Genomic DNA, 25,446 nt, shown 5'->3' with positions numbered 1-25,446 from the left:
CCTCCGCCACCATCGCCGCAGTAGCGGAGCGCGGCGGGGGGCGTGCGGATGGCGGAGACGGGAACCAGGGGAGATGGGCGGCCGGTGGCGAGCCTGCTGCGCCCCCTGGCGCGTGTCCTCGACCTGGTGCTGCCGCCGCGCTGTCTCGGCTGCGGCATTCTGGTGGAAGCCCAGGGCGCGCTCTGCCCGGCCTGCTGGTCGGGCGTCACCTTCCTGGCCGAACCGCTGTGCCGGTGCTGCGGCCTGCCCTTCGCCTACGACGAGACGGCGGGTAGCCGGGTGGCGGGCGCGGAGCTGGAGTGTGGCGCCTGCCTGGCGGAGCCACCGCCCTTTGCGCGGGCGCGCGCGGTGATGCGCTATGACGACGGCAGCCGGCCGCTGCTGTTAGGCTTCAAGCACGGCGACCGCACCGAGGCGGCGGCGCCCTATGCCGACTGGATGGCGCGCAGCGGCCGCGAGCTGCTGGCGGCGGCAGAGGTCGTCGCACCGGTGCCGCTGCATTGGCGCCGGCTGTTTTCCCGGCGCTACAACCAGGCGGCGCTGCTGGCGCGGGCCCTGGCGCGGTCCGCGACCCCGCCCGATGGCGGCCTGACGGAGGTGCCGGACCTGCTGCTGCGCCGCCGGGCCACGCCCAGCCAGGGGCGTCTCACCCGCAGCGAGCGCCAGCGCAACGTCGCCGGCGCCTTCGCCGTCAACCCGCGCCGCGCGGCCCTGCTGCAGGGCCGCCGCCTGCTGCTGGTCGACGACGTCATGACCACCGGCGCCACCGTGGCCGCCTGCAGCCGTGCCGCGCTTAAGGCCGGGGCGGCGGCCGTCGACGTGCTGGTGCTGGCCCGGGCGCTGCGGGATTGAGCCGGCGCCCTGGACAACCTTGGCCACCGACACCATCTTCTCCTCTTGGGCCCCGCCGTAGGGGCCGGTTTTGTCGATGGGATATGGGCAGCAACACACCATGGCGAAGGTTGAGATCTATTCGAGCATGCTTTGCGGCTTCTGCTACCGGGCCAAGAAGCTGCTGGAGCAGAAGGGCGTGGACTTCACCGAGATCGACGTGATGGTGAACCCCAAGCGCCGCTCCGAGATGGTCGAGCGCAGCGGCGGGCGCACCTCGGTGCCGCAGATCTTCATCGACGACCGCCACATCGGCGGCTGCGACGAGCTCTATGCGCTGGAGGCCAGCCGCAAGCTGGACCCCTTGCTGCAGCCCGGCGCCTGACCCCCCTATCTATTTCCCTTTTTGCGCCCCTTTCGCAGGGGCTTGCGCGCAGAGGCGCTGCACCGCCGCGGGCTTGGGCCGTTCGACGACCATGTTTTCGTAGGCGATGACGTCCAGGCGGCCCTGGAAGGCTTCCAGCAGTTCACCGGCGTACAGCAGGAAGTGCGGATTGCTCGGCTTGCCGAAGCGCTCGTTGCCCGCGGCGAAGGTTTCGTAGATCAGGACGCCGCCGGGGGCGAGCGCCGTCGCGATGGGCGCGAAGAGCGGCCGGTAGAGGTAGTTGGTGACTACGATGCCGCCGAACCTGCGCTCGAAGAAGCCGGGAAGCGGCCCTCCCTCCAGGTCGCAGGCCAGAGCCTCCAGGCGCGGGTTCTCCCGCATATCGCCGAGCCAAGAGAGGTCGCGGTCGACCGCCAGTACCGGGTGGCCGCGTTCCAGGAACAGACGGCTGTGCCGACCGCCGCCGCAGGCCAGGTCGAGGACCGGGGCTCCGGCGGGTACCAGAGGGGCGAAACGCCGTACCCAGGGCGAGGGATCGCCGCTCCCGGGGGCTTTCGTGGTGCTTTGACTATCGGCCTGTTTCACCCTATTTCTTTCCTGTAACGGTTCTAGAATGGTCCGCAGGACGGACCTGTGATGGGAACTTTTGGACCACGATGATCGTCTACGACCTCAAGTGCCGTAAAGACCACGTCTTCGAGGCATGGTTTCCCGACAGCGCCAGCTTCACCGCCCAAGCCGAGGCGGGCAAGGTCGTTTGCCCGGTCTGCGGCAGCAAGAAGGTGACCAAGGCGCTGATGGCGCCGGCGGTGGTGACGGCCCGGCGCGGGGTGCCGGAAAAGGCCGGCCCTGCCCCGGAAGCCGGGCAGCAGGCGTCCCGGGAAGCCGGGGCTTCGGCCGCCGCCATGGCCGACGGCGAAAAGGCCGGCGAGTTGCGCCGCATGTTGCGGGAACTGCGCGATCACGTGGAGAAGAACTGCGACTACGTCGGCGGCAATTTCGCCGAGGAAGCGCGCAAGATCCACTATGGCGAAAGCGACCCGCGCGGCATCTACGGCGAATCCTCCGATGCCGAGGCCGAGGAACTGCGGGACGAGGGCATCGAAGTGGCGCGGGTGCCCTGGCTGCCCCGGGAAAACTCCTAGGGCGACCCTTCCCGTTGGCCGGGGGCTCCCGGCGCCTCAGCTTCCGCCGGCGTCCGGCGAACGGGTTGCGACCAGCATGTAGTTCACGTCCAGATCGCGCGGCGCCAGCCGCCAGCCGTCGGTCAGCGGGTTGTAGGCGACGCCGGTCATCTCCGTGACGTCCATGCCGGCCTGGCGCAGCGCGCGGGCCAGTTCGGAGGGGCGCAGGAAGCGCCGCCAGTCGTGGGTGCCGCGCGGCAGCCAGCGCAGCAGGTACTCGGCCCCGACGATGGCCAGCAGGAAGGCCTTCGGCGTGCGGTTCAGGGTGGCCATGATCATCAGGCCGCCGGGGCGCACCAGGGCGGCCGAGGCGGCGAGGAAGGAGTCCACGTCGGCGACGTGCTCCACCACCTCCATGTTCAGGACCGCATCGAAATGCGTCTCGCTGCCAGCCTGGATGCCGGCGGCCAGAGCCTCGACGCTGCCGTGGCGGTAGTCGATTTCGAGGCCGGTGTCCTCGGCGTGCAGCGCGGCGATGCGGATGTTCTTCTCGGCCGCGTCCAGGCCGGTGACCTCCGCGCCCAGGCGGGCCAGCGGCTCCGACAGCAGCCCGCCGCCGCAGCCCACGTCGAGCAGCTTCAGCCCTTTGAGGGGCGTGTCGGCCAGGGGGTCCCGCCCGAAATGGGCGCAGAGCCGGTCGCGGATGAAGGCCAGGCGCACCGGGTTGAAGCGGTGCAGCGGGCGGAACTTGCCGTTGGGGTCCCACCAGGCCTCGGCCATGGCGGAGAACTTGGCGATCTCCTCCGCATCGATACTGGCGCCGCCGGCCGTCCGTGCTTCGCTCTGTTCCATAGCTCCTTCGCCTCGATCCTGCGTTTTGCGCCTGCGGCGTGTGGCCGCGGCCCGCCTTGCTCTTGCACTGCGGCATCGCTGCGAGTATGGATAGCCGCCGCTTCCCGGGCAACCGCCAAGGCCTGGTACCAACGTCCGGACGGGGGCGCTGTGATCCATTCTGTCCACAGGATCTATCGCGCAGTATTTCATCTATCGCGCAGTATTTCTGGGGCAAGACGGCTGGGACGACCATGGCCCGTATTGTGATGAAATTCGGGGGCACTTCGGTTGCCGATCTGGAGCGCATCCGCCGCGCGGCGGCGCGCGTGAAGGTGGAGGTCGAGCGCGGCAACGAGGTCGCGGTGGTGGTCTCGGCCATGGCCGGCGTGACCAATTCCATGGTCAAGCTGGTCCGCGACGCCGCCAATCTGGCCGATCTGCGCGAATACGATGTGGTGGTTTCCTCGGGCGAGCAGGTGACGTCGGGCCTCATGGCCATCGTGCTGCAGTCCATGGGGGTGCCGGCGCGCTCCTGGATGGGCTGGCAGATCCCGATCCGCAGCGACGATGCGCATGGTTCCGCGCGCATCGAGGAAATCGACGTACAGGACATGGTGCGCCGCTTCGGCGAGGGACAGGTCGCCGTGGTCGCGGGCTTCCAGGGCATCGACCCCCAGGGGCGCATCACGACCCTGGGCCGCGGCGGCTCCGACACTTCGGCGGTGGCGCTGGCGGCGGCCCTGCAGGCCGAGCGCTGCGACATCTACACCGACGTGGACGGCGTCTACACGACCGATCCGCGTATCGTTGCCAAGGCGCGCAAGCTGGATAGAATCACCTACGAGGAGATGCTGGAAATGGCCTCCCAGGGGGCCAAGGTCCTGCAGACGCGCTCGGTCGAGATGGCCATGAAGCACCACGTTCGCGTGCAGGTACTGTCCAGCTTCGAAGAGTCTCCCGGAACCCTAGTCGTCGACGAGGATGAGATCGTGGAACAAGCCCTTGTGTCCGGCATCGCCTACAGCCGCGACGAAGCCAAGATCACGCTGCTGCGCGTGCCGGACCAGCCGGGTGTCGCCGCCAAGATTTTCGGCCCGTTGTCGCAGGCGGCCATCAACGTTGATATGATCGTGCAGAACGTCTCGGCCGAGACCGAGCGCACCGATCTGACCTTCACCGTCAGCCGGGCCGATTTGGAGCGCGCCGAACAGGTGCTGCGCGAGCGTCAGGCGGAGCTTGGCTTCGACGAGATCCTGTCCGACCCCAACGTGGTGAAGGTCTCGGTCATCGGCGTGGGCATGCGCAGCCATGCGGGCGTCGCCCAGCAGATGTTCACCGCGCTGGCCGAACGGGGCATCAACATCCAGGTGATCTCCACCTCCGAAATCAAGGTCTCGGTGCTGATCGCCGAGGAGTACACCGAACTGGCGTTGCGCGGACTTCATACCGCCTACGGCCTGGATGCAGCCTAGGGTCTCTGACACCAGGCGGGCAGCCCGCCGGAGGACCGGGCCATGACGGGCCCGTCGGGCACGGATCACGGCTGGGCGGGCTCGCGCCGCCTGCTGCGGCTGCTGCGCGACCTGATGAAGGGCAGCGGCTCCAGCCAGACGCGCCTGGACAAGGTCGTCGATCTGATCGCCCAGGACATCGTCGCCGAGGTCTGCTCGATCTACGTCATGCGCGCCGGCAGCGTGCTGGAGCTTTTCGCCACCAAGGGCCTGAAGCCCGCCGCCGTGCACAAGTTGCGGATCCGGGTCAATCAGGGCCTGGTCGGCCTCATCGCCGCGCAGGCCCGGCCGGTCGCCCTGGCCGACGCCCAGAGCCATCCCAACTTCGCCTACTTCCCGGAAACCGGCGAGGAGGTCTACCAGTCCCTCATGGGCGTGCCGATCATGCGCGGCGGGCGGGTGCTGGGCGTGCTGGTGGTGCAGAACCGCACCCAGCGCAACTACACCGAGGAAGAGGTCGAGGTCCTGGAAACCGTCGCCATGGTTCTGGCCGAACTGCTGGCCGGCGACCGACTGTTGGACCTGACCGCCGGGACGCCGGGCGGCGAGGGCGGCGTCATGCCCGGGCGGCTCAGCGGCATGGTGCTGAACGAGGGCCTGGCCATCGGCACCGCGGTGCCGCACCAGCGCGGCATCGTCATCACCCAGGTGGTGGCCGAGGATCCCGACGCCGAGCTGGCGCGCCTTGACGGGGCGCTGGGCGAGATGCGCGACGCCCTGGACGTCATGCTGGCGCGCAGCGAAGTGGCGCGCGACGGCGAACACCGCGAGGTGCTGGAGACCTATCGCATGTTTGCCGACGACCGCGGCTGGCTCAGGCGCATGCACGATGCGGTTCGCGGCGGCCTGACGGCCGAGGCGGCGGTCCAGAAGATCCAGAACGAAACCCGCGCGCGCATGGCCGCCATCAAGGATCCCTATCTGCGCGCCCGCCTGGCGGACCTCGACGATCTGGGCAACCGGCTGCTGCACCACCTGCTGCGGCTCGACGAGCGCAAGCGCGACGAAGATCTGCCGGCGGACATGGTGCTGATCGCCGCCGATTTGGGGCCGGCGGAGCTGCTGGACTACGACCCGGGCCGCCTGCGCGCGGTGGTCCTGGAACACGGGGCGCCGACCTCTCACGTCGCCATCGTCGCCCGCGCCCTGCAGATTCCCATGATCGGGCGCTGCGCGGGCATCACCACCGAGGTGCGCGAGGGCGACCAGGTGATCGTCGACGGCGAGACCGGGCAGGTTCTGCTGCGCCCCAGCGAGGCGGTCTGCGCCGGTTTCGTCGAGAGCATGGCCGCCAAGGAGCGCCAGAAGGAAGCCTTCCGCGCGGTGCGCGATCTGCCCGCGGTGTCGCGCGACGGCGTGGATGTAACGCTGCTGATCAATGCCGGCCTGATGATCGACCTGCCGCACCTGGAGGAGGGCGGCGCCGAAGGGATCGGGCTCTACCGCACCGAAGTGCCTTTCATGATCCGCGATTCCTTTCCCGACGTGCAGACCCAGACCGACATCTACAGCCGCATCCTGGACGCGGCGGCGGGCAAGACCGTGGTCTTCCGGACCCTCGATGTCGGCGGCGACAAGGTGTTGCCCTACTGGGGCGGTCACGACGAGGAGAATCCGGCCATGGGGTGGCGCGCCATCCGCATCGGCCTGGACCGTCCGGCCCTGCTGCGCCGCCAGTTGCGCGCCCTGCTGCACGCGGCGGCCGGGCGCAGCCTCTCGGTCATGTTTCCGATGGTCAGCGACGTCGCCGAATTCGACGCCGCCCGGGAGTTGCTGCAACGCGAGATCGACCGCGAGCGGGCTTTCGGCGACCGGCTGCCGGCGGATATCCGGGTGGGGGCCATGCTCGAAGTGCCGGCGCTGGCCCTGCAGTTGCCTCAGCTTCTGCCGCGCTGCGATTTCGTCTCTCTGGGCACCAACGACTTGGTGCAGTTCCTCTTCGCAGCCGACCGCAACAACCCGCGCCTGGCCCGGCGCTATGACAGCCTGTCGCCCGCGGTACTGACCTTTGTGCGCGACATCGCCCGGCAGGCGGCCGAGCACGGCGTGCCGCTGACCGCCTGCGGCGAGATGGCCGGCCATCCGGTGGAGGCCATGGCGCTGGTCGGCTGCGGCGTGCGCCGTCTTTCCATGGCGCCCCAGGCCATCGACCAGGTCAAAAGCATGGTGCGCGCCCTGGAAGTGGCGCCGCTGCAGGACTCCATAAAGCAATTATTAACTTTGCCGGATCACAGTATTCGTGAACAGTTAAGGTCTTACGCATCGGATCGCGACATCCCGATCTAACGCGTTGCTGCGGCAGAGCGAATATTGTTAATGTCCAGGCATGCAGTGCCGGCGAAGACGACTGCCAAGCACGTTGCGGTCTCGACGCGCCACAAAATACGGCGCCTGATCACAGATTTGGCGCAGTCCCCAGTCCGGAACTTGTGAGAACCCGTGGCACACCCGTTGAAGAAGAGCGAACGCAAGCGCGAAGAGCCAAAGCTCGGCGAAGCGAAGCAGGACCAATCTAAAAACGACGAACCCAAGTTGGGGGAACCCAAATTGGTCGAGCCGGAAGGCGCGCCCGAGATCGCCATCGCGCAGGAACTGCAGGGCGAAAGCGTCTCCGACACGCTGATCCGCGCCCGCCAGCAGGTCGGCCAGGATCTCCGCTCCATCGCCGAAGTGCTCTGTATCCGCTATTCCTATCTCGACGCCATCGAGCGCGGTCAGTACGAGAACCTGCCCGGCGCCACCTATGCGGTCGGCTTCGTGCGCACCTATGCCGAGTACCTCGGCCTTGACGGCGAGCAGGTCGTCGAACGCTTCAAGAGCGAAGTCGAGGGTCTGGACAACCAGACGAAGCTGCACTTCCCGACCCCGGCGCCCGAGGGCAAGATGCCCGGCGGCGCGGTTTTCCTGGTGGCGGCTCTGCTGTTTGCCGGAGCCTACGGCGTATGGTTCTACCTCTCCAACAACGGCGAAAGCCTGGGCGACCTGGTCGCCCCGGTGCCCGAGCGCCTGCAGGAACTGGTCGACGGCGAGGCGCCCGGCGCCACGGCGCAGAGTGGCGCCGCCGCCGAAGCGACTCCGGCCCCCGCGGCTGCGGAGGCGGAAACCGCCCCGCCTCCCGCGGCCCCGGCGGCCCCGGCCCCGGCCCAGAGCGCCGCTCTGCCGGCTGTGGAGCCGGCCCCCGCGGTGGCGGACGCGGCCGAAGCGGCTGCCCCGGTTGAGGATGCACCGGCTCCGGTGGAGCCGGAGAGTGCCGTCCAGGCCTCCGAAACGGCCATGACGCCTGCCCAAGACGGGCCGTCTGTCGCGAGCGCCGCCGAAGGCGAGGCCCCGGCTGCGGCGGAAAGCGCGGAAAGCCAGCCGGCTGTCCCCCAAACCCTCCCCCAGGCGGCTGAGGTTTCCGGAGTCGCCGCGGAGAGCGCGCCGCAGGCGGCCGCTACGCCCTCTGTGCCGGCCGAAACTCCGCCGGCCGAAACTCCGGCGGCCGAAACTCCGGCGGCGGAGGCTCCGGCGCGCAGCGACGCCTACGCGATTCCGGCGGCGCCGGACAGCAACACCCCGGCGACGGCCTTTCTGACCAATCACCAGCCGCAGGTTTACGGCGAGGAAAACGCCGATGCCCGCATCGTCCTCCGGGCCACTCAGGACGCCTGGGTGCAGGTCCGCGACCGCCAGGGCACCCTGCTGCTGACCCGCGTGCTGCGGGTGGGCGACACCTATCGGGTGCCCAACCAGGACGACTTGACCCTGCTGACCGGGAATGCCGGCGGCCTGGAGATCACCGTCGACGGCCGCGCTCTGGCCCCGCTGGGCCCAGTCGGCGCGGTCCGCCGCAACATCCCGCTGACCCCGGACTCGCTGCTGGGCGGCGCAAGCCGCTGACAGCCGCCGCCTTCGGGCGGACCCAAGGACCCGAGGCCGGTCCCCGAGACGGGGGCCGGCCTCTGTCATTTCCGGCTGCCGCCTTGAAGTTTCCGGCGTTTCGGCGCATGTTGCGCCCAGGTGCTCGGCGGGGTGCCAATCGGGGCGCCGCGGCCTCCGCAGCCGCCCCGCCCGTGTTAGATTTTTGGGACAGCAGGCATGAGCGTTCGCCCCTATCGCGATATTCTGCGGCGCAAGTCGCGCCAGATTCACGTCGGCAAGGTGCCGGTCGGGGGCGATGCGCCGATCACCGTCCAGTCCATGACCAACACGCTCACCAGCGACGTCCAGGCGACCATCGAGCAGGTGCGCGCGCTGGAGATGGCCGGCGCCGACATCGTGCGGATTTCCTGCCCCGACGAGGACTCCACCGCGGCGCTCAAGAAGATCATCCCGGAGGTGACGGTCCCCATCGTCGCCGACATCCACTTCCATTACCGCCGCGGTATCGAGGCGGCGGAGGCCGGCGCCGCCTGCCTGCGCATCAACCCGGGCAACATCGGCTCGCGCGACCGGGTGCGCGAGGTGATCAAGGCGGCGCGTGACAACAACTGCTCCATGCGTATCGGCGTCAACGCCGGCTCCCTGGAAAAGGAATTGCTGGAGCGCTATGGCGAGCCCTGTCCGGAGGCCATGGTGGAGAGCGCGCTGAATCACGCGCGCATCCTGGAGGACGAGGACTTCTTCGAGTTCAAGATCTCCTGCAAGGCCTCCGACGTCTTCCTGTCGGTGGCCGCCTATATGGCGCTGGCCGAGGCCTGCGACTATCCGCTGCATCTGGGCGTGACCGAAGCCGGCGGCCTGCGCAGCGGCACCATCAAGTCGTCGATCGGCATCGGCAACCTGCTGTGGGCCGGCATCGGCGACACCATCCGCGTGTCGCTCTCCGCCGACCCGGTGGAGGAGATCAAGGTCGGTTTCGACATTTTGAAGGCGCTGAACCTGCGCCACCGCGGCGTCAACGTGATCTCCTGCCCGTCTTGCGCGCGCCAGCAGTTCCAGGTCATCAAAACCGTCGAGGTGCTGGAGCAGCGCCTCGCCCACATCACCACGCCGATGACCGTCTCGGTGATCGGCTGCGTGGTCAATGGGCCCGGCGAGGCGCTGATGACCGACGTCGGCTTCACCGGCGGCGGGCGCGGCACCCATCAGGTCTACATCAACGGGCTGCCCGACCATCGGCTGAAGGACGGCGACATCGTCGACCATCTGGTGGAACTTGTCGAAGCCAAGGCGGCGGAGATCGAAGCGGTGAAAGCCGTCGAGGATGCCGAGGCGGAAACCGGTTCCAAGACCCCGGCCGCGGCCGCCTCTTAGCCCTTTCCGGAGCAGATCGCTTGAGCAGCCTGCAGCCCGTAAGGGGCACCCACGACCTTTTGCCCGAGGCCATGCGCCGCCACCGCAAGGTGGTCGACGGTGCGCGCGACGTCGCCGCGCTCTACGGCTTCCACGAAATGGCGACGCCGATCTTCGAGTTCACCGAGGTCTTCAAGCGCACCCTGGGCGACACCTCCGACATCGTGACCAAGGAGATGTACACCTTCGCGATGGGATCGGGGAAAGGCAGCGCCAAGGACGAGGTCGACGCCACCATCACCCTGCGTCCGGAAAACACCGCCGGCGTGGCGCGCGCCTTCATCTCCGGCGGCCTGGCCCAGCAGGTGCCGCTGAAGGTCTTCTATGCCGGGCCGATGTTCCGTCACGAACGCCCGCAGAAGGGCCGCCAGCGTCAGTTCCACCAGATCGGCGTCGAACTGATCGGCGTGCCGCAGCCCTTGGCCGACGTGGAAGTCATCGCCTGCGGGGCGCAGATCCTGGAGTCCCTGGGCCTGAAGGATGCGGTCACGCTGGAACTGAACACGCTGGGCGACCCGGAGAGCCGCGCCGCCTATCGTGAAGCCCTGGTGGCCTACTTCTCCGCGCACATCGACGCGCTGTCGGAGGACAGCCGCGACCGCCTTACCCGCAACCCGCTGCGCATCCTCGATTCCAAGGACGCGGGCGACCGCGAACTGGTGGAAGGCGCGCCGCTGTTCGAGGACTACCTCAACAGCGAGAGCCGCGACTTCTTCGCCGCGGTGCTGGAGGGGCTCGACGCCCTGGGCATCGCCTACAGCCTGAACCCGCGGCTGGTGCGCGGCCTCGACTACTACTGCCACACGGCCTTCGAGTTCACCACGGACCGGCTGGGCGCGCAGAGCGCGGTCATGGCCGGCGGGCGCTACGACGGCCTGATCAAGACCATGGGCGGGCCGCAGACGCCGGGCGTCGGCTGGGCCTCGGGCGTGGAGCGCCTGGCCATGCTGCTGGAGGCGGACATCCCCGCGCCGCGCCCCGTCGCGGTGGTGCCGGTGGGCGAGGCGGCGCAGGCGACGGCGCTGAAGGTGGCCCAGGACCTGCGCCATGCCGGCTTCGTCGTGGAACTCGGCTATTCGGGCAACTTGAAGAAGCGCCTGCAGCGCGCCAACAAGATGAACGCCCGCGCCGCCTTGCTGTTCGGTGACGAAGAGCTGGCGGCGAACAGCGCCACGCTGCGCGACCTCGATTCGGGGGAGCAGGAACTCGTCCCGCTGAACAGCTTGGCCGAGCGCCTGTCCCGCCTGTCTTAGCGGAGGGCGTCATGGCCTTCCCGCTGCCGGAGTCCGCGGAAGATCCCCTGAACCGTCTGCTGCTGTTCGGCGTCAACGCCCGCACCGTGATGCCGCCGCTGCGCGACGCGCTCTTCGCCGAGGACCCGGACCAGGCCAGCCTTCTCGCCGCGCTGAAGGACCTGGACTGCGAGGAGGGGCTGGTGCTGGCCACCTGCGAGCGCATCGAGTTCCTGGTGGTGCCGAAGCCGGGCCAGCGGGTCGCCGGCGCGCTGCTGCAGCTCATCGCCGCGGCCGCCGGCTGCGCCCCGGCCGACCTGGCCGGGCAAAGCTACAGCCACATGGGGGCCGACGCCCTGCGCCATCTGCTGGGCGTCGCCGGCTCGCTGGACAGCCAGGTGCTGGGCGAGCCGCAGATCCTGGGCCAGGTGAAGCAGTGCTACCGCGCCGCCCAGCAGGCCGGGACCGCCGGCCCCTTCCTGGCCGCCGCCGCCCAGGCCGCCTTCGCCGCGGCCAAACGGGTGCGCAGGGAAACCCCGGTCGGCCAGCAGGCCAGCTCCATGACCCTGGCCGCGACCCAGGTGGCGCGCGACCTCTTCGGCCGCTTCGACGGGCTGAACCTGCTGTGGCTGGGGCTCGGCGAGATGGGCGAGATGCTGAGCGACGACTTCGCCGCCGCCGGGGTGACCCAGCGCCTGCTCATGCACCCTTCGCCGCACCGCGCCGAGGCCATGGCGCGGCGCCTGGGCTGCAACTTCGCGCCCTGGGAGGAGCTTGAACAGCACATCGCCGATGCCGATATCGTCATCTCGGATGCCGGCACCGGGCGCTTCACCCTGGGCCGCGAGCAGGTTGCGGCGGCCCTGAAGCGGCGCCGGCACCGTCCGGTGCTGCTGATCGACGCCGGGGTGCCCGCCGACATCGAGCCGGGCACAGGTGAGCTGGAAGACGCCTTCGTCTACGACCTGGACGACCTGGAGCGCCTGGCCAGCCGCCAGTCGGGCGGCCGCGCCGCCGCCAGCGCCATGGCCTGGGGCATCATCGAGGACGAGCTCGCTGCCTTCCTGCGCGCCCAGGCCGAACGCCCGGCCATCCCCTCGGTGGTGGCGCTGCGCCGCCACTTCGAGGCGGTGCGCCAGGACGTGCTGGACAGCGGCGAGAGCGACCCCGAGGCGGCGACGCGCCTGCTGGTCAACAAGCTGCTGCACGATCCTTCGGAAGCCCTGCGCCGGGCGGTGGCGGAAGACCCCGCCCTGGCCGCGCAACTGGAAGACATGATCCGCCGCCTCTTCGACCTGCCGCAAGGTGGGGACGCGGCGGACAAAGAGTAGGTGTAGACCCTTGAACCTGGACGACAGCCTGAACCGCGTGCTCAGCCGCTACGACGAGCTGCAGGAGCTGGTGGCGAGCCACCCCAACCCCGGCTCGGCCGCTCACACGGCCATGCTGAAGGAATACTCCGACCTCACTCCGGTGGTGCAGGGCATTGAGGAACTGCGCGGCGCCCAGCACGAGATGGCCGACCTGGCCGAGCTGATCGCCGATCCCGAATCCGACGCCGAGATGCGCGGCCTGGCGGAAAGCGAGTTCCACGAGCTGAAGGCCAAGCTGCCCGACCTGGAGCACAAGCTGAAGATCCTGCTGCTGCCCAAGGACGAGGCCGACGAACGCAACGCCATCCTGGAGGTGCGCGCCGGCACCGGCGGTGACGAAGCGGCGCTCTTTGCCGCCGACCTCCTGCGTATGTACCAGCGCTACGCCGAGCTGAAGGGCTGGCGCTTCGAGATGATGGACGCCTCGGAGAACGAGATCGGCGGCTACAAGGAAGCCAGCGCGCAGATCTCCGGCCCCGGCGTCTTCGCGCGCCTGAAGTTCGAATCCGGCGCCCACCGCGTGCAGCGCGTGCCGGTGACGGAATCGGGCGGGCGCATCCACACCTCGGCGGCCACCGTCGCCGTGCTGCCGGAGGCCGAGGAGGTCGACGTGCACATCGAGGAAAAGGACTTGCGTGTCGATACCTACCGTTCGCAGGGCGCCGGCGGCCAGCACGTGAACACCACCGACTCGGCGGTGCGCATCACCCACCTGCCGAGCGGCGTCGTGGTGCAGTGCCAGGACGAGAAGTCGCAGCACAAGAACCGCGCCAAGGCCATGAAGGTGCTGCGCGCGCGCCTCTACGAAGTGCAGCGCCAGCAGCAGATCGACGAGCGCGCGGCCAGCCGCAAGAGCCAGGTCGGCTCGGGCGACAGGTCGGAGCGTATCCGCACCTATAATTTTCCCCAGGGCCGCGTCACCGACCACCGCATCAACGCGACGCTCTACAAGCTGGACAAGGTGCTGACCGGCGAGGCGCTGGACGACCTGATCGACCCGCTGATCGCCGCCGACCAGGCCGAGAAGCTGGCCGAACTGCAATGAGCCAAGCTGCAAGGAACCGGGTCGCGGCGAGGAGGCCGTGGTGACTCTCGCCGAGGCCGTCGGCGCGGCGCGCGACCGCCTGGCCGCGGCCGGCATCGAGGAGGCGCAGCGCGACGCCCGCTTGCTGGTCTGCCGTCTCTTGGGCGGCGGCCCGGAGCTGCTGCTGGGGTCGCCGGAGCGCCAACTGACGGCCGAGGAGGCCGGCAAGGTCGAGGCGGCGGTGGACCGCCGTGCCGCCCGCGAGCCGGTGTCGCGCATCCTGGGGGAGCGGGAATTCTGGAGCCTGCCCTTCGCGCTCAACGCGGCGACGCTCGACCCGCGGCCGGACAGCGAGACCCTGGTGGAGGCCGTGTTGGCCCAGACAGCCGCGCGCGGTGCCGCCTTGCGGCTGCTCGATCTCGGCACCGGCAGCGGCTGCCTGCTGCTGGCGCTGTTGAGCGAACTGCCGAAGGCGACGGGCTGCGGCATTGACGTCAGTGCCGAGGCGGTCGCCCAGGCCGCGGCCAATGCCCAGCGTCTCGGCCTGGCGGCGCGGGCGCGCTTCCTGCGGCATTCCTGGGACGACGGCCTGTCCTTGGCCGGCGGCTCCTGGGACATCATCGTCAGCAACCCGCCCTACATCGTCAGCGCCGAGATCGCGGCCCTTGCGCCGGAGGTCGCCGGCTACGATCCGGCCGCGGCACTGGACGGCGGCGCCGACGGTTTGGCGGCCTATCGAAGCCTGATTCCCGCCGCTGCGGCGGTCCTGGCGCCCGGCGGATTGCTGGCCCTGGAGATCGGCCGGGGGCAGGCGGGGGCGGTGGAGGAACTGCTCGTCGCGGCGGGGCTCAAGCCGCTGCGCCGGGCGCGCGATCTGGCGGGAATCGAACGCTGCCTGCTGGCCGTCGCGTCGGACTGTGGCCGAGGCGCCAAAGCGCGGAAAAATGCGGCTTCCAAGGCCGAAGAGAGCCGTGGATAAATGAAAAAAAGAGTTGGAAAGCCGGGCAAAGCCCTCTACGTTGAATGGGCCGAGCCGAATGGCTCCCGCGTCTCGGGGAGACGCAACACCACCCAAAATTAACTTGTGTGTGGTTTAGAGCTCGCGGAATCGCCATGTGAGCAATTCCGCAGGGCGCGAGTGGCAAGACATCCATTCTGAAGCAAAAAGCGAACGATGAGACAAGGTTCCAATAGCGGACGTCGGCCGCGTGGTCGTACAAATCGCAAACAGCACGGTGGTGGCGGCGGCGGACAGTCCCGGACCCACACTTTCGACAGCAACGGCCCCGATGGCCGGGTCCGCGGCAACGCCCGACAGGTCTACGAGAAGTACCTGACCCTGGCGCGGGACGCGACTTCTGCCGGCGACCGGGTCGCGGCCGAAGCCTATTACCAGCACGCGGAGCATTACTTCCGCATCCTCAGCGACAGCACCGATCCGCAGGCCGGTGGCCGGCGCCAGGAAGAGCGCCAGCCGCAGCAGTCCTATAACGGTGCCGACGGCGAGGAAGCCAACGGCAATGCCGTGGCGGCCGCTGAGGACGCGGCGAAGAACAATGGCGCGGTGCTGGAAGCGCAGCAGCCGGCAGCCGAGCGGCCCGGTGCCGAACAGCCCGAGGTCAGCCAGCCGGGTGCGGAGCAGCCCGAGATCGGGGGCGCGCCGGCTCCCGTGGCAGCGGCCGACGGTCAGAACGGCGAGGGCGAAGCCCCGCAGAAGCCGCGCCGCAGCCGTGCCCGCAAGCCGCGGGCCAGCGAAGACGGCAAGCCGCGCAAGAAAGAAGCCTCTTCCGAAAGCGAGAACGACCCGGCCGTTCCCTGAAGGCTGGGTCTCTGAACGTCGGTTTCCTGAGTTTGCGGCCGGAGATCCGCTCCGGCCGGCTGCGTGACGCCGCGCCGCGGCGGTCCCTGCGCGCTTTTTAGACTTCGCTTACCGGGTCGCCGGTCTTTATCTCGCCGCCGTCCACGATCTCCGCATAGACCCCCATGTCCATATGACCGAAGCCCTTGCGCAGGGTCAGCGGAACGTTCATGTCGCGCTCCGCGGTTTCCGGGTTCACGTTGGTGGCCGCGCAGCGCTCTATGCGCTCGATGATTTTCAGCCTGACGGTGCCGATGCGGATCTCCCGGTTCAGCCAGGCGAACTCGCTCCAGGCCGGCAGGCCGTCGATCAGGATGTTGGCGCGGAAGCGGCGCGGGTCGACCGGCTGGCGCGCCACCCGCTCGAAGTCGCGCAGGCTGGCCAGGTTCAGGATGGAGACGGGCCGCGGCCGCGCCGCCGCCTGGTCCGCCCCCGCCATGTCGCGGAACGACGGCGTGCCGCGCCGGGATCCGGCCAGGAAGCCGGCGAAGAACTGGTTGAGCAGCACCTGCCCGGTCGGATCGCTGGGATTGGCCGTCACGACCTGGCGGCCCTGGCGGCTGACCGTGAGGGTCGGTCCCGCGGGGTCGTAGGCGATGCGCAGTTGGGCCAGCCGCTCCTCTTCCGTCAGTTCGAAGAAACCGGGCTTGGCGCCGGTGCCGCGGCCGTAGGCGATGACGTAGCGGCGGTCTTCGGGAAGCCCGCCGCCGGGCAGCAGCGAGGTCCCTGCCAGGGACTCGCCGTTCAACCCCTTCACGGGGTAGCGGCAGATCTGTTGCACGGTGGTCGCCATCGGGCCTGAACTTCCCTTCTCGGCCCGGACAAGGGCGCACGCGGTCGTTTCGGTTATGCTGCGGTGCAGTTCATCGCGCCGCCCGCCGCCCTGTCAAGCCACACCCCGTCTCCGCGGCGGTCCACCCGCTCCGGCGGCCTGCCAGGCAGGCCGGAGGGCCCTCCCGGCCGGGCGCGGCGGTCCGAAAACCCAACCGAATCCGGCTGCCAATGCTGCTATTGATAATCATTTGCATTTAAGAGCGAATCGCCTTAGGGTCTCCCTCATGCTCTTCGCTGCCGTGCTCAAGGGACGTCCTCAAGCAGGATCACCGGGAGGTTCGGCGGGGTAAGCATTGATCTCTCCTGATCCTACTTTTGGGCAATGACCCGCCCCGGCCCCGCGACAGCGGCGCCGGGGCTCTTTTTTGGGCGCTCCTGGGCCTTGTGCCTTTTTTGCAACACCCCATATCTCCTAAGGAAGCCGGGCCGTTGCGGCCGGCTTCGGCGGCCGCGTGCCACTGGGATGGGCGCGACCGCTGCAGTAGTATCGATCTGGTTACCTGCATGCCGCTCATCGGGTGCGGGAAAGGGGATATAGATGGATCTCAATCGCTATACCGAACGCTCGCGCGGCTTCCTCCAGGCCGCGCAAACTCTCGCCAGCCGCAAACACCACCAACGCCTGACCCCGGAACACTTGCTGAAGGTTCTGCTCGACGACGAGGAGGGCTTGGCGCGTAACCTGATCCGCCAGGCCGGCGGCAAGCCGGAGGCGGCGGTCAAGTCCGTCGACGAGGCGCTGGCCAAGCAGCCCAAGGTCGAAGGCGCCGGCGCCGGCCAGCTCTACCTGGCGCAGGAAACCAACGACCTCTTCGGCCAAGCCGAGAAGCTCTCGGAGGAGGCTGGCGATTCCTACGTCACCGCCGAGCGTATCCTCTTGGCCATCGCCATGCTGCCGGGCACCACCGCCGCCAAGGCGCTGGCCGCTGCCGGGGTGACGCCGCAGTCGCTCAATCAGGCGATCAACACCATGCGCAAGGGCCGGCGCGCCGATACGGCCACCGCCGAGGACCAGTACGAGGCGCTGAACAAGTACGCCCGCGACCTCACCGAGGTGGCGCGCGAAGGCAAGCTCGACCCGGTCATCGGCCGCGACGAGGAGATCCGCCGCACCGTGCAGGTGCTCTCGCGGCGCACCAAGAACAACCCCGTGCTGATCGGCGAGCCCGGCGTCGGCAAGACCGCCATCGTCGAGGGCCTGGCCCAACGCATCGTCAACGGCGACGTGCCCGACAACCTCAAGAACAAGCGCCTCATGTCGCTCGACCTCGGTGCCATGGTCGCCGGCGCTAAGTTCCGCGGCGAGTTCGAGGAGCGCCTGAAGGCCGTGCTGCAGGAAATCGCCGATGCCGGCGGTGAGATCATCGTCTTCATCGACGAGCTTCACACCCTGGTCGGCGCCGGCAAGGCCGAAGGCACCATGGACGCCTCCAACATGCTGAAGCCTGCGCTGGCGCGCGGCGACCTGCACTGCGTCGGCGCCACCACGCTGGACGAATACCGCAAGTATATCGAGAAGGACGCCGCCCTGGCGCGGCGCTTCCAGCCGGTCTTCGTGCCCGAGCCGAGCGTCGAGGAAACCGTCTCGATCCTGCGCGGTCTGAAGGAGAAGTACGAGGTGCACCACGGCGTGCGCATCACCGATGCCGCCATCGTCGCGGCGGCGACACTGTCCAACCGCTACATCTCCGACCGCTTCCTGCCCGACAAGGCGATCGACCTGGTCGACGAGTCCGCCAGCCGCCTGCGCATGGTGGTGGATTCCAAGCCGGAGGAGATCGATGAGCTCGACCGCCGCCTGGTGCAGATGAAGATCGAAGAGAACGCCTTGCAGAAGGAAAGCGATAAGGCCTCTAAGGAGCGCCTGGAAAAGCTTTCGGGTGAGATCAAGGAACTGGAAGCAAAGACCGAAGATCTGACCGCCCGGTGGCAGGCTGAGAAGGACAAGCTGGCCGGTGCCCAGAAGCTGAAGGAACAGCTCGACCATGCGCGCAGCGACCTGGAGATCGCGCAGCGCGAGGGCGACCTCAACAAGGCCAGCGAGCTGAAGTACGGCGTGATCCCGGGCCTGGAAAAGCAGCTCTCCGAGGCCGAGTCGGCCCAGGAGCACCAGATGCTGAACGAGGAGGTGACGGAGGACGACATCGCCGCGGTGGTGTCGCGCTGGACCGGCATTCCCGTCGACAAGATGCTGGAGGGCGAGCGCGAGAAGCTGCTCGCCATGGAAGACGCCCTGCGCGAGAGCGTGATCGGCCAGGAGGACGCCATCGTGTCGATCTCCAACGCCGTGCGCCGCGCGCGCGCCGGCCTGCAGGACCCCAACCGACCGATCGGTTCCTTCCTCTTCCTCGGCCCCACCGGCGTCGGCAAGACCGAGCTGACCAAGGCGCTGGCCCGCTTTCTCTTCGACGACGAGACGGCCATGGTTCGCCTCGACATGTCGGAGTACATGGAAAAACACGCGGTGGCGCGCATGATCGGCGCTCCGCCGGGCTATGTCGGTTACGAGGAGGGCGGCGCGCTGACCGAAGCGGTGCGGCGCCGGCCCTACCAGGTCGTGCTCTTCGACGAGGTGGAAAAGGCGCATCCCGACGTCTTCAACATCCTGCTGCAGGTGTTGGACGACGGCCGCCTGACCGACGGCCAGGGCCGCACCATCGACTTCCGCAACACCATGATCATCCTGACCTCCAACCTGGGCGCCGATATCCTGGCCGCCCAGCCGGAGGGCGAGGACAGCGACGCGGTGCGCGGCCAAGTCATGGAGGTGGTGCGCCAGGCCTTCCGGCCCGAGTTCCTCAACCGCCTGGACGAGGTGCTGCTGTTCCACCGCCTGACGCGCCCGCAGATGAGCGGTATCGTCGATATCCAGCTTGTCCGCCTGCACAAGATGCTGGAAGACCGCAAGATCGCGCTGGAACTGGACGAGGCGGCCAAGACCTGGCTGGCCGACAAGGGCTACGATCCGGTCTACGGCGCCCGCCCGCTGAAGCGGGTGATCCAGCGGGAGCTTCAGAACCCCTTGGCCAGCATGATCCTGGAAGGCAAGATCGGCGACGGCGACAAGGTGAGCGTCAGCGCCGGGCCCGAGGGGCTGGCCATCAATGGGGAAATGGTCGCGGCGGCCTGAGCGCCGTTCTTGAGGGAGAGGTTTATGTTCTACGACACGCGGACCGGCGACCACGGTCTGCCGCGCAATCCCTTCAAGGCTTGTGTGGTGCCGCGGCCGATCGGCTGGATCACCACTTTGAACGAAGCGGGGCGGGTGAACCTGGCGCCCTACAGCTTCTTCAACGGCGTCGCCGGCGATCCGCCCGTGGTGATGTTCGCCGCCGGCGGGCGCAAGGCCGACGGGCCGCCCGACGGCTCCAAGGACTCGCTGGCCAATGCCGAGCGCACCAAGGAATTCGTCTGCAACGTGGTGACCTGGGATCTGCGCGAGCAGATGAACATGACTTCGGCCTCCGCGCCGGCCGGCACCAGCGAGGCGGAGATCGCCGGGCTGGAGCTGGTGCCCTCCGAACTGGTGAAGCCGCCGCGGGTCGCGGCCTCGCCGATCCACCTGGAATGCAGCTACCTGCAGACCGTCGATCTGCCCTCCGACATTCCCGACTCCCGCAACGCGGTGGTCTTCGGGCAGGTCATCGGCATCCACATCGACGACTCGGTGCTGACCGACGGCCTGGTCGACATGGCCAAGGTGAAGCCCATCGCGCGCCTCGGCTACATGGACTACTGCCTGGTCGAGGAGGTCTTCACCATTCACCGGCCGGACTGGCTGGCAAAGAAGCCGAGCGCGGCCGCCGAATAATACCGCGGCCGGGCTTCCGGCCTCGCGCTGCGGGAGCGGCTAGGCGGCGCTCTTCAGGTGCCCCTGGTTCTGCAGGAAGTCCGTCAGGCGTTCCTGCTGCTCCGGGGTGTTCAGGAAGCACAGGTGCGTGCGGTCCTGGCCGGTGTTGACGACCTGGGCCGCGATTTCGCCGGTGAGGCCTTCCAAGGTCATGGAGATCTGCGTTTTCACGGCCAGCCCCAGGTCCTCTCCGACCAGCGCGTCTTCGAGCGAAAGGTCCAGGAGGCGGGTGTCGAAAGTCATGCCGTCGGCCTGGATCGCCGTCTTCCAATCGCCTTTGAATCGAGGGCTTCTGCGGCGGTCACCGACCGCCGATTCCCGGAGATCCTTCAGGATTTCACCCATGCGCTGATGGAGGTTTTCGATTTTCTCGGAGGTCTGCTGGGCGTTCTCCAGGACTTGGCCCGAGATGTCGCCGACCTGCTCGGTTTCGCCGGCGAGTCCTTCGACCTGGGACGTGACGTCGGCGGTGCTTGCGACGGTGTCCTGAACGCTGTGGCTGATTTCCTGGGTGGCTGCGGACTGCTGCTCCACCGCCCCTGAAATGCTTCCGGCGATCGCGCTGATCTCGTTAATCGTATTGACGATGGAGCCGATGGCCTCGACGGCATCCCGGGTCTCCGAGCGGATGGCGCCGACCTGGTTGCCGATTTCCTGCGTCGCCCGCGCCGTTTGCGTGGCCAAGGCCTTGACCTCGTTGGCGACGACGGCAAAGCCTTTACCCGCCTCGCCGGCCCGTGCGGCCTCGATCGTGGCGTTGAGGGCCAGAAGGTTCGTTTGCTCGGCGATTTCCTGGATCAGGTTGATGACGTCGCCGATCTTTTCCGCCGCGCCCGCCAACTTGGTGACCGTCTGGTTCGTGCGTTGCGCGTCGTCCACGGCTTTCGAGGTGATGCTGTTGGACTGCTCCATCTGGCGGCCGATCTCGCTGATCGAGGAACTCAGCTCTTCGGCTGCGGAGGCGACGGTCTGTATGCGGTCGCTCGTGAGGCCGGAGCTCTTGGCGACGCTTTCGGTCCGGCCGCCCAGGTTGGCGACGATGCGGTTCATCCCTGCGGAGGCGTTTTTCAGCAAGTCGGCCTTCTCGTTCATCTCTTCGACGACCGCCTTGATTTCCCGATCCAAAGCGTCGGCGATGGCCAGCATCTGGGTCTTCATCTTGGCGTCTTGCGCTTCCTTGCGGGCTTCTTCCTCGGCGCGCATTCGTTCCATTTCCACGGCGTTGTCTTTGAAGACCTGAACGGCGCGGGCCATGTTGCCGACCTCGTCCTTGCGCTCGCCGCCGACGACTTCGGCGGTGGTGTCGCCGCCGGCCAAGGCGGTCATGGCATCGGTTATCAGCTTCAGGGGCCGTGTGATGCTGCGGGTGATGATCGGCCCCAAGAAGCCACTGCAGAGCAGCAGGGCTCCCGCGACGCCGTAGATCAGGAATTCGCTGATGTCGCGCGTGCGGTGCAGGCGCTCTGCCGAATCCGCCATCCCCTTTTCGGCGGCCAGGGCGACTGTGTCGAAGTGGGGGGCGATTCGGGCGAAGATCTCGCTCAGCTTACTTGTTTCGATCTGCACCTGCAGGCTTGCCTCGGCCCAGGCCCGGAAGCCGGAGACGTAGGCGGAAAGAAGCCCCTCGATTTCCTGCTTGGAAGCGAAGGTGAGAGGGGCGGCCGCCAAGAGCCTCTCGAACTCGACGCGCCGCTCCTCGATGCGCTCGATGTATTTTTGCTCGCCACGCAGCATGAAGTCCTTCTCATGCCGGCGCATCATCAGCATCTTGATCGTGAGGTCCGGAAGATCGGATTCCTTAAGCCGTTCTTCGATATCGTGGACGGCCTTTCGAAGCTGCCCCTGCAGGCCGGAGGTCTCATCCAGCCCCAGGCGTTGCAGCAGTTCGACCAGCTTGGCGAACTGGGCCCTGTGTTCGGCGACACCGGCGTGCAGGGCCGCGACCGCCGTCTCGACCTCCGCCGCGCTGTCCGGCAGATGCAGGGCGTCGAGCGACTCGATCACCCGCGCGGCGTCACGGTCGTACTTGTCGACATACTGCAGCTCGCCGCGCAGCAGGAAATCCTTTTCCCGGCGGCGCATGTTCAGGGTGCCGATCTCGACGGCCGCGACCAGTTGCTTGACCTCGACCAGGGATTCCGTTGTCGTCATGGCTTGGCGCAGGCGCACGTCGCTGACGAAGTATGTGCCGCTTAGGGCCAGCAGTCCGCCGGCGGCCAGGACCGCGAGTATGCAGATGCGGGTGCGGATTTTGAGGGAATTCAGGAAACGCAAAGCATCCTCCACGCGGATCTCGGCCTCTCGGCACGGTCTGGGTAAGCCTGATCTTCTATCGGCAGGCGTCGTGTAATCGAATTGGTATAAATATTATGCCTAAAGATGTAGGTATAGTTGTGTAGAAATGATTAATTCCTACTTTTGGTAAGCATTCTCGGGCGATAGATCGTGTCCGTTTCGCCGCCAGGTGGTCGCGGCGTCCACCGGGCGCGTGTCGGAGGGAAGGCGGGGGCTCTAGGGCAGATCAGGGTCGGCTGGAATCGCCAAAGGCGATCTACCGGCCCTCTGAATCTGCTCTATGCCTTTGAAATATATCGGATTCGCACGATTAGGCTTGCAACTGGCCGAGGATGAGGCCGGCGGCCAGGCTCGCCATCAGGCAGCCGACGAAGCCGTCCAGCAGCCGCCAGGCCGCGGGCTTGGCAAAGAGCGGGGCCAATCGCCGCGCCCCGTAGCCGAGGCCGTAGAACCACAGCCCGGAGGCCGCCATGGCCCCGAGGGCGAAGGCCAGACGTTGGGCGCCGGGGTACTGGGCGGCGAGGCCGCCGAGCAGTACGACCGTATCCAGATAGACGTGCGGATTGAGCAGGCTCAAGGCCACGGCCGTCGCCAGGGCGGCCTTGAGACCGGCGCCGCCCGGGGGCGTGCCGTCGGCCCTCAGGCTGCCGGGATGCAGCGCCGCGGCGAAGGCGCGCAGGCTGTAGCCGGCGAGGAACAGCGCGCCGCCCCAGGCGGCGATGCCGGGCAGCTTCGGTACGGCGTTCAGCAGGCTGGCGAAGCCGCCGGCGCCGAGGGCGATCAGGGCGCAGTCGATGAGGAAGCAGAGGCTGGCCACGGCGAAGACGTGCTGTTTCAGCAAGCCCTGGCGCAGCACGTAGGCGTTCTGGGCGCCGATGGCGATGATCAGGCCGGCGCCAAGGCCGAAGCCTTCCAGCGCCGCCGAGGTGCCGGGAAATGCGGCCGCAAACATATCTGGAAATCTCCGCTCAGGAAGTCGGGCGAGGCAAGCGTGAAGCGGCGTTCCGCTAGCCTCGGCGGCGCGAGCGTTTTTCCAGATAGTCGGCGACGATGAGGGTCATGGGATGGGGCGGCTCAGCAGTCCTTGTCGACGGCCGAGCCCTGTTCCACCACCTCGGCCTGCGGCCCGCAGGCGCGCTGCACCATCATGATGCCGCCCTGGGCGAGGGCGATCTGCCGCTCGATCTCGCTGCGGCTCTCGGCGAAGTCGGCCATCTCGGATTGTTTCAGTTTCTCGCCGCGCGGCATGGCGACCTTCAGCGGATTGACCTGCTTGCCGTCCAGGTGCACCTCGTAGTGCAGGTGCGGGCCCGTGGAGCGGCCGGTGGAGCCGACGTAGCCGATGACTTGGCCCTGCTTCACGCGGGCGCCCTTTTTGATGCCCTTGGCGAAGCCTTTCATGTGGGCATAGGCCGTCTTGTAGCTGCCGCCGTGGCGGATGCGGACGTAGTTGCCGTAGCCGCCTTTGCGCCCGGCATGCTCGATGACGCCGTTGCCGGCCGCATAGATCGGCGTGCCGCGCGGGGCGGCGAAGTCGGTGCCGCGGTGCATGCGCGAGTAGCCGAGGACCGGGTGCTTGCGCATGCCGAAGTGAGAGGAGAGGCGGGCGCCGTCGATCGGCGTGCGCATCAGGGAGCGGCGCACCGAAGAGCCGTCGGCGGCATAGAAGTCGGCGCTGCCGTCCGCGCGTTCATAGTAGTAGAGCTCGGTGCGGCTGCCCGACAGAGTCATGGCGGCGAAGAGCAATTCGCCGGTGCGCACCAGGGCGCCTTCTTCGTCGACGAAGATCTCGTAGAGGAACTCGAAGGAGTCGCCCTTCTGGATTTCACGCTGGAAGTCGACATCGTAGCTGTAGGCGCGGATCGCTTCGACCAGCACCTGGTTGGGCACCCGCTTCTCCGAGGCGGCGACCGACAGGCTGCTGGAGATCGAGCCCTCGGCGTAGGCCAACTGGCGGGCCACGGGGCGGTCGATGGACTCGGCGAAGAACTCGTCGCTGTCGCTGGAGCGGCTGATCTCGATGTCGCGCTCGCGGTTGGGGCTGAAGCTGATGGACAGCAGCGCGCCGGGTCCCGCCGCGCCGCTGTCGGCGAAGGCGACCTCGATCTCCTGGCCCGGCATCAGGTGCCGGGCGCTGTAGACGGGCTCCATGGCGGTGACCGCCTGGTGCGCCTGGGCACGCTCGGCGCCGGCCTTGACCAGCAGGTTCATCAGGGTGTCGCCCGGGGCCACGGTGATCTCACGGATGATCGTGGCGGGCTCCGGCTCGACCTCTTCGACCGCCCGGGCCTCTTCGGCCGCTTCATCGGCGGCGGGCAGGGCGGCCTGCTGCAGCGCGGCGGGCGCGGCGGGGGCCATGGACGTCGGGCCCGGAGTCTCGCGTCCGATCTCGCCTTCGGCGGAGGTTTCCACTGGAGGGTCGTCGGCCGCGAAGGGCGCCGCCACGGGGGCGGGCGCGCCGGCCGGCTCGATTTCCGCCTGGGCGGTCTCCGCCGTCGACCACGAGGCGGCGACGGCTCCACCGATGAGAGGAATGGCTAAGATTGCGGGAAAACTGACTTTTTTGGCGAATCGAATCAGCGATTCGGCCTCGAAATTACGACTCGTCACGACCAACAATAGCTCCGTGGCTCGACGGGTTGGATGGCTGCCCCCCTAGGCAGAACGGTTTGGCGGTAAATGTTCTACCATCAAATCGTTAACCAATTTTTGAAAATGGCTGGTCATACAAGGGCTTGTCAACCTTAAAGGCGGTTAACAGGGGGCTCGGAGCGTGCCGAATCAGCTTTCTGCAGCGGTAACGTAAAAAAGTTTTCATAAAGGGTTTGACAGTCCCCCTGGGGCGGCCCTATAACCCGGCCTCCCGGCAGCAAACGGCCCCGGCCGAGCGCTGCCGCTCTGCTGTTTGACATTGTAGATTTGGAAGGGATACGCGGGCGGCGGATTGTGTCGTTTGGCATGATCCGGGGGTTTCCGGTTAGGCACTGGGGCCTTTTGGTTGACCGCGTATTTAGACGGATC

General features: G+C 68.0%; 20 protein-coding genes. 14 read left to right on the top strand and 6 right to left on the bottom strand.

The window, feature by feature from the left end; all coding sequences use genetic code 11:
• The first annotated feature begins 48 nt into the window (after nt 1-48).
• Together AAFN88_RS00100 and grxC are read left to right on the top strand one after the other, a co-directional pair.
• Nucleotides 49-852: a ComF family protein gene (locus tag AAFN88_RS00100; protein ID WP_347517460.1), complete on the top strand. Its 804-nt coding sequence runs from the start codon at nt 49-51 to the stop codon at nt 850-852.
• Nucleotides 853-952: 100 nt separating this feature from the next.
• Entirely contained in the window at nt 953-1,216 is a 264-nt protein-coding gene (grxC, locus tag AAFN88_RS00095; protein WP_347517459.1) for a glutaredoxin 3, read from the top strand.
• 9 nt (nt 1,217-1,225) lie between these two features.
• Here grxC and AAFN88_RS00090 read toward each other — a convergent pair whose 3' ends face one another.
• Nucleotides 1,226-1,801 carry an SAM-dependent methyltransferase gene (locus tag AAFN88_RS00090; RefSeq protein WP_347517458.1) on the bottom strand — a complete coding sequence of 192 codons (576 nt, stop codon included), beginning with the start codon at nt 1,799-1,801 and terminating at the stop codon, nt 1,226-1,228.
• A gap of 71 nt (nt 1,802-1,872) precedes the next feature.
• Between AAFN88_RS00090 and AAFN88_RS00085 the strand changes: the two genes are divergently transcribed.
• The gene (locus AAFN88_RS00085) at nt 1,873-2,361 is read left to right on the top strand and encodes a DUF1178 family protein (protein ID WP_347517457.1); all 489 of its coding nucleotides are present in this window, start codon (nt 1,873-1,875) and stop codon (nt 2,359-2,361) included.
• A gap of 36 nt (nt 2,362-2,397) precedes the next feature.
• Here AAFN88_RS00085 and ubiG read toward each other — a convergent pair whose 3' ends face one another.
• On the bottom strand, nt 2,398-3,192 hold the full coding sequence (gene ubiG, locus AAFN88_RS00080; RefSeq protein WP_347517456.1) for a bifunctional 2-polyprenyl-6-hydroxyphenol methylase/3-demethylubiquinol 3-O-methyltransferase UbiG: 795 nt from the start codon (nt 3,190-3,192) through the stop codon (nt 2,398-2,400).
• A gap of 233 nt (nt 3,193-3,425) precedes the next feature.
• Between ubiG and AAFN88_RS00075 the strand changes: the two genes are divergently transcribed.
• The 9 genes from AAFN88_RS00075 (at nt 3,426) to AAFN88_RS00035 (ending at nt 15,407) form a co-directional block, all read left to right on the top strand.
• Nucleotides 3,426-4,646, top strand: coding sequence for an aspartate kinase (locus AAFN88_RS00075; protein ID WP_347517455.1), 1,221 nt, complete (start codon nt 3,426-3,428; stop codon nt 4,644-4,646).
• A gap of 42 nt (nt 4,647-4,688) precedes the next feature.
• Nucleotides 4,689-6,971 carry a phosphoenolpyruvate--protein phosphotransferase gene (gene ptsP / locus AAFN88_RS00070; RefSeq protein WP_347517454.1) on the top strand — a complete coding sequence of 761 codons (2,283 nt, stop codon included), beginning with the start codon at nt 4,689-4,691 and terminating at the stop codon, nt 6,969-6,971.
• 261 nt (nt 6,972-7,232) lie between these two features.
• Nucleotides 7,233-8,564: a RodZ domain-containing protein gene (locus tag AAFN88_RS00065; RefSeq protein ID WP_347517453.1), complete on the top strand. Its 1,332-nt coding sequence runs from the start codon at nt 7,233-7,235 to the stop codon at nt 8,562-8,564.
• A gap of 198 nt (nt 8,565-8,762) precedes the next feature.
• The gene (gene ispG / locus AAFN88_RS00060) at nt 8,763-9,920 is read left to right on the top strand and encodes a flavodoxin-dependent (E)-4-hydroxy-3-methylbut-2-enyl-diphosphate synthase (RefSeq protein ID WP_347517452.1); all 1,158 of its coding nucleotides are present in this window, start codon (nt 8,763-8,765) and stop codon (nt 9,918-9,920) included.
• Nucleotides 9,921-9,940: 20 nt separating this feature from the next.
• The gene (gene hisS, locus AAFN88_RS00055; RefSeq protein WP_347517451.1) at nt 9,941-11,212 is read left to right on the top strand and encodes a histidine--tRNA ligase; all 1,272 of its coding nucleotides are present in this window, start codon (nt 9,941-9,943) and stop codon (nt 11,210-11,212) included.
• Nucleotides 11,213-11,223: 11 nt separating this feature from the next.
• Nucleotides 11,224-12,522: a glutamyl-tRNA reductase gene (gene hemA / locus AAFN88_RS00050; protein WP_347517450.1), complete on the top strand. Its 1,299-nt coding sequence runs from the start codon at nt 11,224-11,226 to the stop codon at nt 12,520-12,522.
• 10 nt (nt 12,523-12,532) lie between these two features.
• Entirely contained in the window at nt 12,533-13,609 is a 1,077-nt protein-coding gene (prfA, locus tag AAFN88_RS00045) for a peptide chain release factor 1 (protein WP_347517449.1), read from the top strand.
• Between the two features lie 40 nt (nt 13,610-13,649).
• Nucleotides 13,650-14,567 carry a peptide chain release factor N(5)-glutamine methyltransferase gene (gene prmC / locus AAFN88_RS00040; RefSeq protein ID WP_347517448.1) on the top strand — a complete coding sequence of 306 codons (918 nt, stop codon included), beginning with the start codon at nt 13,650-13,652 and terminating at the stop codon, nt 14,565-14,567.
• A gap of 195 nt (nt 14,568-14,762) precedes the next feature.
• A complete protein-coding gene (locus AAFN88_RS00035) occupies nt 14,763-15,407 on the top strand; it encodes a DUF4167 domain-containing protein (protein WP_347517447.1) in 645 nt (214 codons plus the stop codon).
• Nucleotides 15,408-15,504: 97 nt separating this feature from the next.
• On the opposite strand, the gene AAFN88_RS00030 is transcribed toward AAFN88_RS00035, so the two are convergent.
• A complete protein-coding gene (locus AAFN88_RS00030) occupies nt 15,505-16,239 on the bottom strand; it encodes an MOSC domain-containing protein (protein WP_347517446.1) in 735 nt (244 codons plus the stop codon).
• A 579-nt stretch (nt 16,240-16,818) separates the two neighbouring features.
• Here AAFN88_RS00030 and clpB point away from each other — a divergent pair.
• Nucleotides 16,819-19,410 carry an ATP-dependent chaperone ClpB gene (gene clpB / locus AAFN88_RS00025; RefSeq protein ID WP_347517445.1) on the top strand — a complete coding sequence of 864 codons (2,592 nt, stop codon included), beginning with the start codon at nt 16,819-16,821 and terminating at the stop codon, nt 19,408-19,410.
• A 24-nt stretch (nt 19,411-19,434) separates the two neighbouring features.
• Nucleotides 19,435-20,091: a flavin reductase family protein gene (locus AAFN88_RS00020; protein WP_347517444.1), complete on the top strand. Its 657-nt coding sequence runs from the start codon at nt 19,435-19,437 to the stop codon at nt 20,089-20,091.
• A 39-nt stretch (nt 20,092-20,130) separates the two neighbouring features.
• Here AAFN88_RS00020 and AAFN88_RS00015 read toward each other — a convergent pair whose 3' ends face one another.
• From AAFN88_RS00015 to AAFN88_RS00005, 3 genes are all read right to left on the bottom strand, one after another.
• A complete protein-coding gene (locus AAFN88_RS00015) occupies nt 20,131-22,404 on the bottom strand; it encodes a HAMP domain-containing methyl-accepting chemotaxis protein (RefSeq protein WP_347517443.1) in 2,274 nt (757 codons plus the stop codon).
• Between the two features lie 331 nt (nt 22,405-22,735).
• Nucleotides 22,736-23,377, bottom strand: coding sequence for a LysE/ArgO family amino acid transporter (locus AAFN88_RS00010; RefSeq protein WP_347517442.1), 642 nt, complete (start codon nt 23,375-23,377; stop codon nt 22,736-22,738).
• Nucleotides 23,378-23,499: 122 nt separating this feature from the next.
• Complete coding sequence (locus AAFN88_RS00005) at nt 23,500-25,035, bottom strand: M23 family metallopeptidase (RefSeq protein WP_347517441.1); 1,536 nt, start codon at nt 25,033-25,035, stop codon at nt 23,500-23,502.
• Between the last annotated feature and the right edge of the window lie 411 nt (nt 25,036-25,446).

It is taken from the genome of Pelagibius sp. CAU 1746 (assembly GCF_039839785.1).
GTDB lineage: Bacteria > Pseudomonadota > Alphaproteobacteria > Kiloniellales > Kiloniellaceae > Pelagibius.
The sequence above is the reverse complement of the archived record's forward strand: the minus strand, read 5'-3'. Positions and strand labels throughout refer to the sequence as shown.

What these genes read in the sequence shown, in the direction of transcription:
- ptsP (WP_347517454.1), top strand. Translation starts at nt 4,689, where the DNA reads ATGACGGGCCCGTCGGGCACGGATCACGGCTGGGCGGGCTCGCGCCGC.
- clpB (WP_347517445.1), top strand. Translation starts at nt 16,819, where the DNA reads ATGGATCTCAATCGCTATACCGAACGCTCGCGCGGCTTCCTCCAGGCC.
- grxC (WP_347517459.1), top strand. Translation starts at nt 953, where the DNA reads ATGGCGAAGGTTGAGATCTATTCGAGCATGCTTTGCGGCTTCTGCTAC.
- AAFN88_RS00075 (WP_347517455.1), top strand. Translation starts at nt 3,426, where the DNA reads ATGGCCCGTATTGTGATGAAATTCGGGGGCACTTCGGTTGCCGATCTG.
- AAFN88_RS00085 (WP_347517457.1), top strand. Translation starts at nt 1,873, where the DNA reads ATGATCGTCTACGACCTCAAGTGCCGTAAAGACCACGTCTTCGAGGCA.
- ubiG (WP_347517456.1), bottom strand. Translation starts at nt 3,192, where the DNA reads ATGGAACAGAGCGAAGCACGGACGGCCGGCGGCGCCAGTATCGATGCG.
- AAFN88_RS00100 (WP_347517460.1), top strand. Translation starts at nt 49, where the DNA reads ATGGCGGAGACGGGAACCAGGGGAGATGGGCGGCCGGTGGCGAGCCTG.
- ispG (WP_347517452.1), top strand. Translation starts at nt 8,763, where the DNA reads ATGAGCGTTCGCCCCTATCGCGATATTCTGCGGCGCAAGTCGCGCCAG.
- AAFN88_RS00010 (WP_347517442.1), bottom strand. Translation starts at nt 23,377, where the DNA reads ATGTTTGCGGCCGCATTTCCCGGCACCTCGGCGGCGCTGGAAGGCTTC.
- AAFN88_RS00030 (WP_347517446.1), bottom strand. Translation starts at nt 16,239, where the DNA reads ATGGCGACCACCGTGCAACAGATCTGCCGCTACCCCGTGAAGGGGTTG.
- AAFN88_RS00020 (WP_347517444.1), top strand. Translation starts at nt 19,435, where the DNA reads ATGTTCTACGACACGCGGACCGGCGACCACGGTCTGCCGCGCAATCCC.
- AAFN88_RS00035 (WP_347517447.1), top strand. Translation starts at nt 14,763, where the DNA reads ATGAGACAAGGTTCCAATAGCGGACGTCGGCCGCGTGGTCGTACAAAT.
- hemA (WP_347517450.1), top strand. Translation starts at nt 11,224, where the DNA reads ATGGCCTTCCCGCTGCCGGAGTCCGCGGAAGATCCCCTGAACCGTCTG.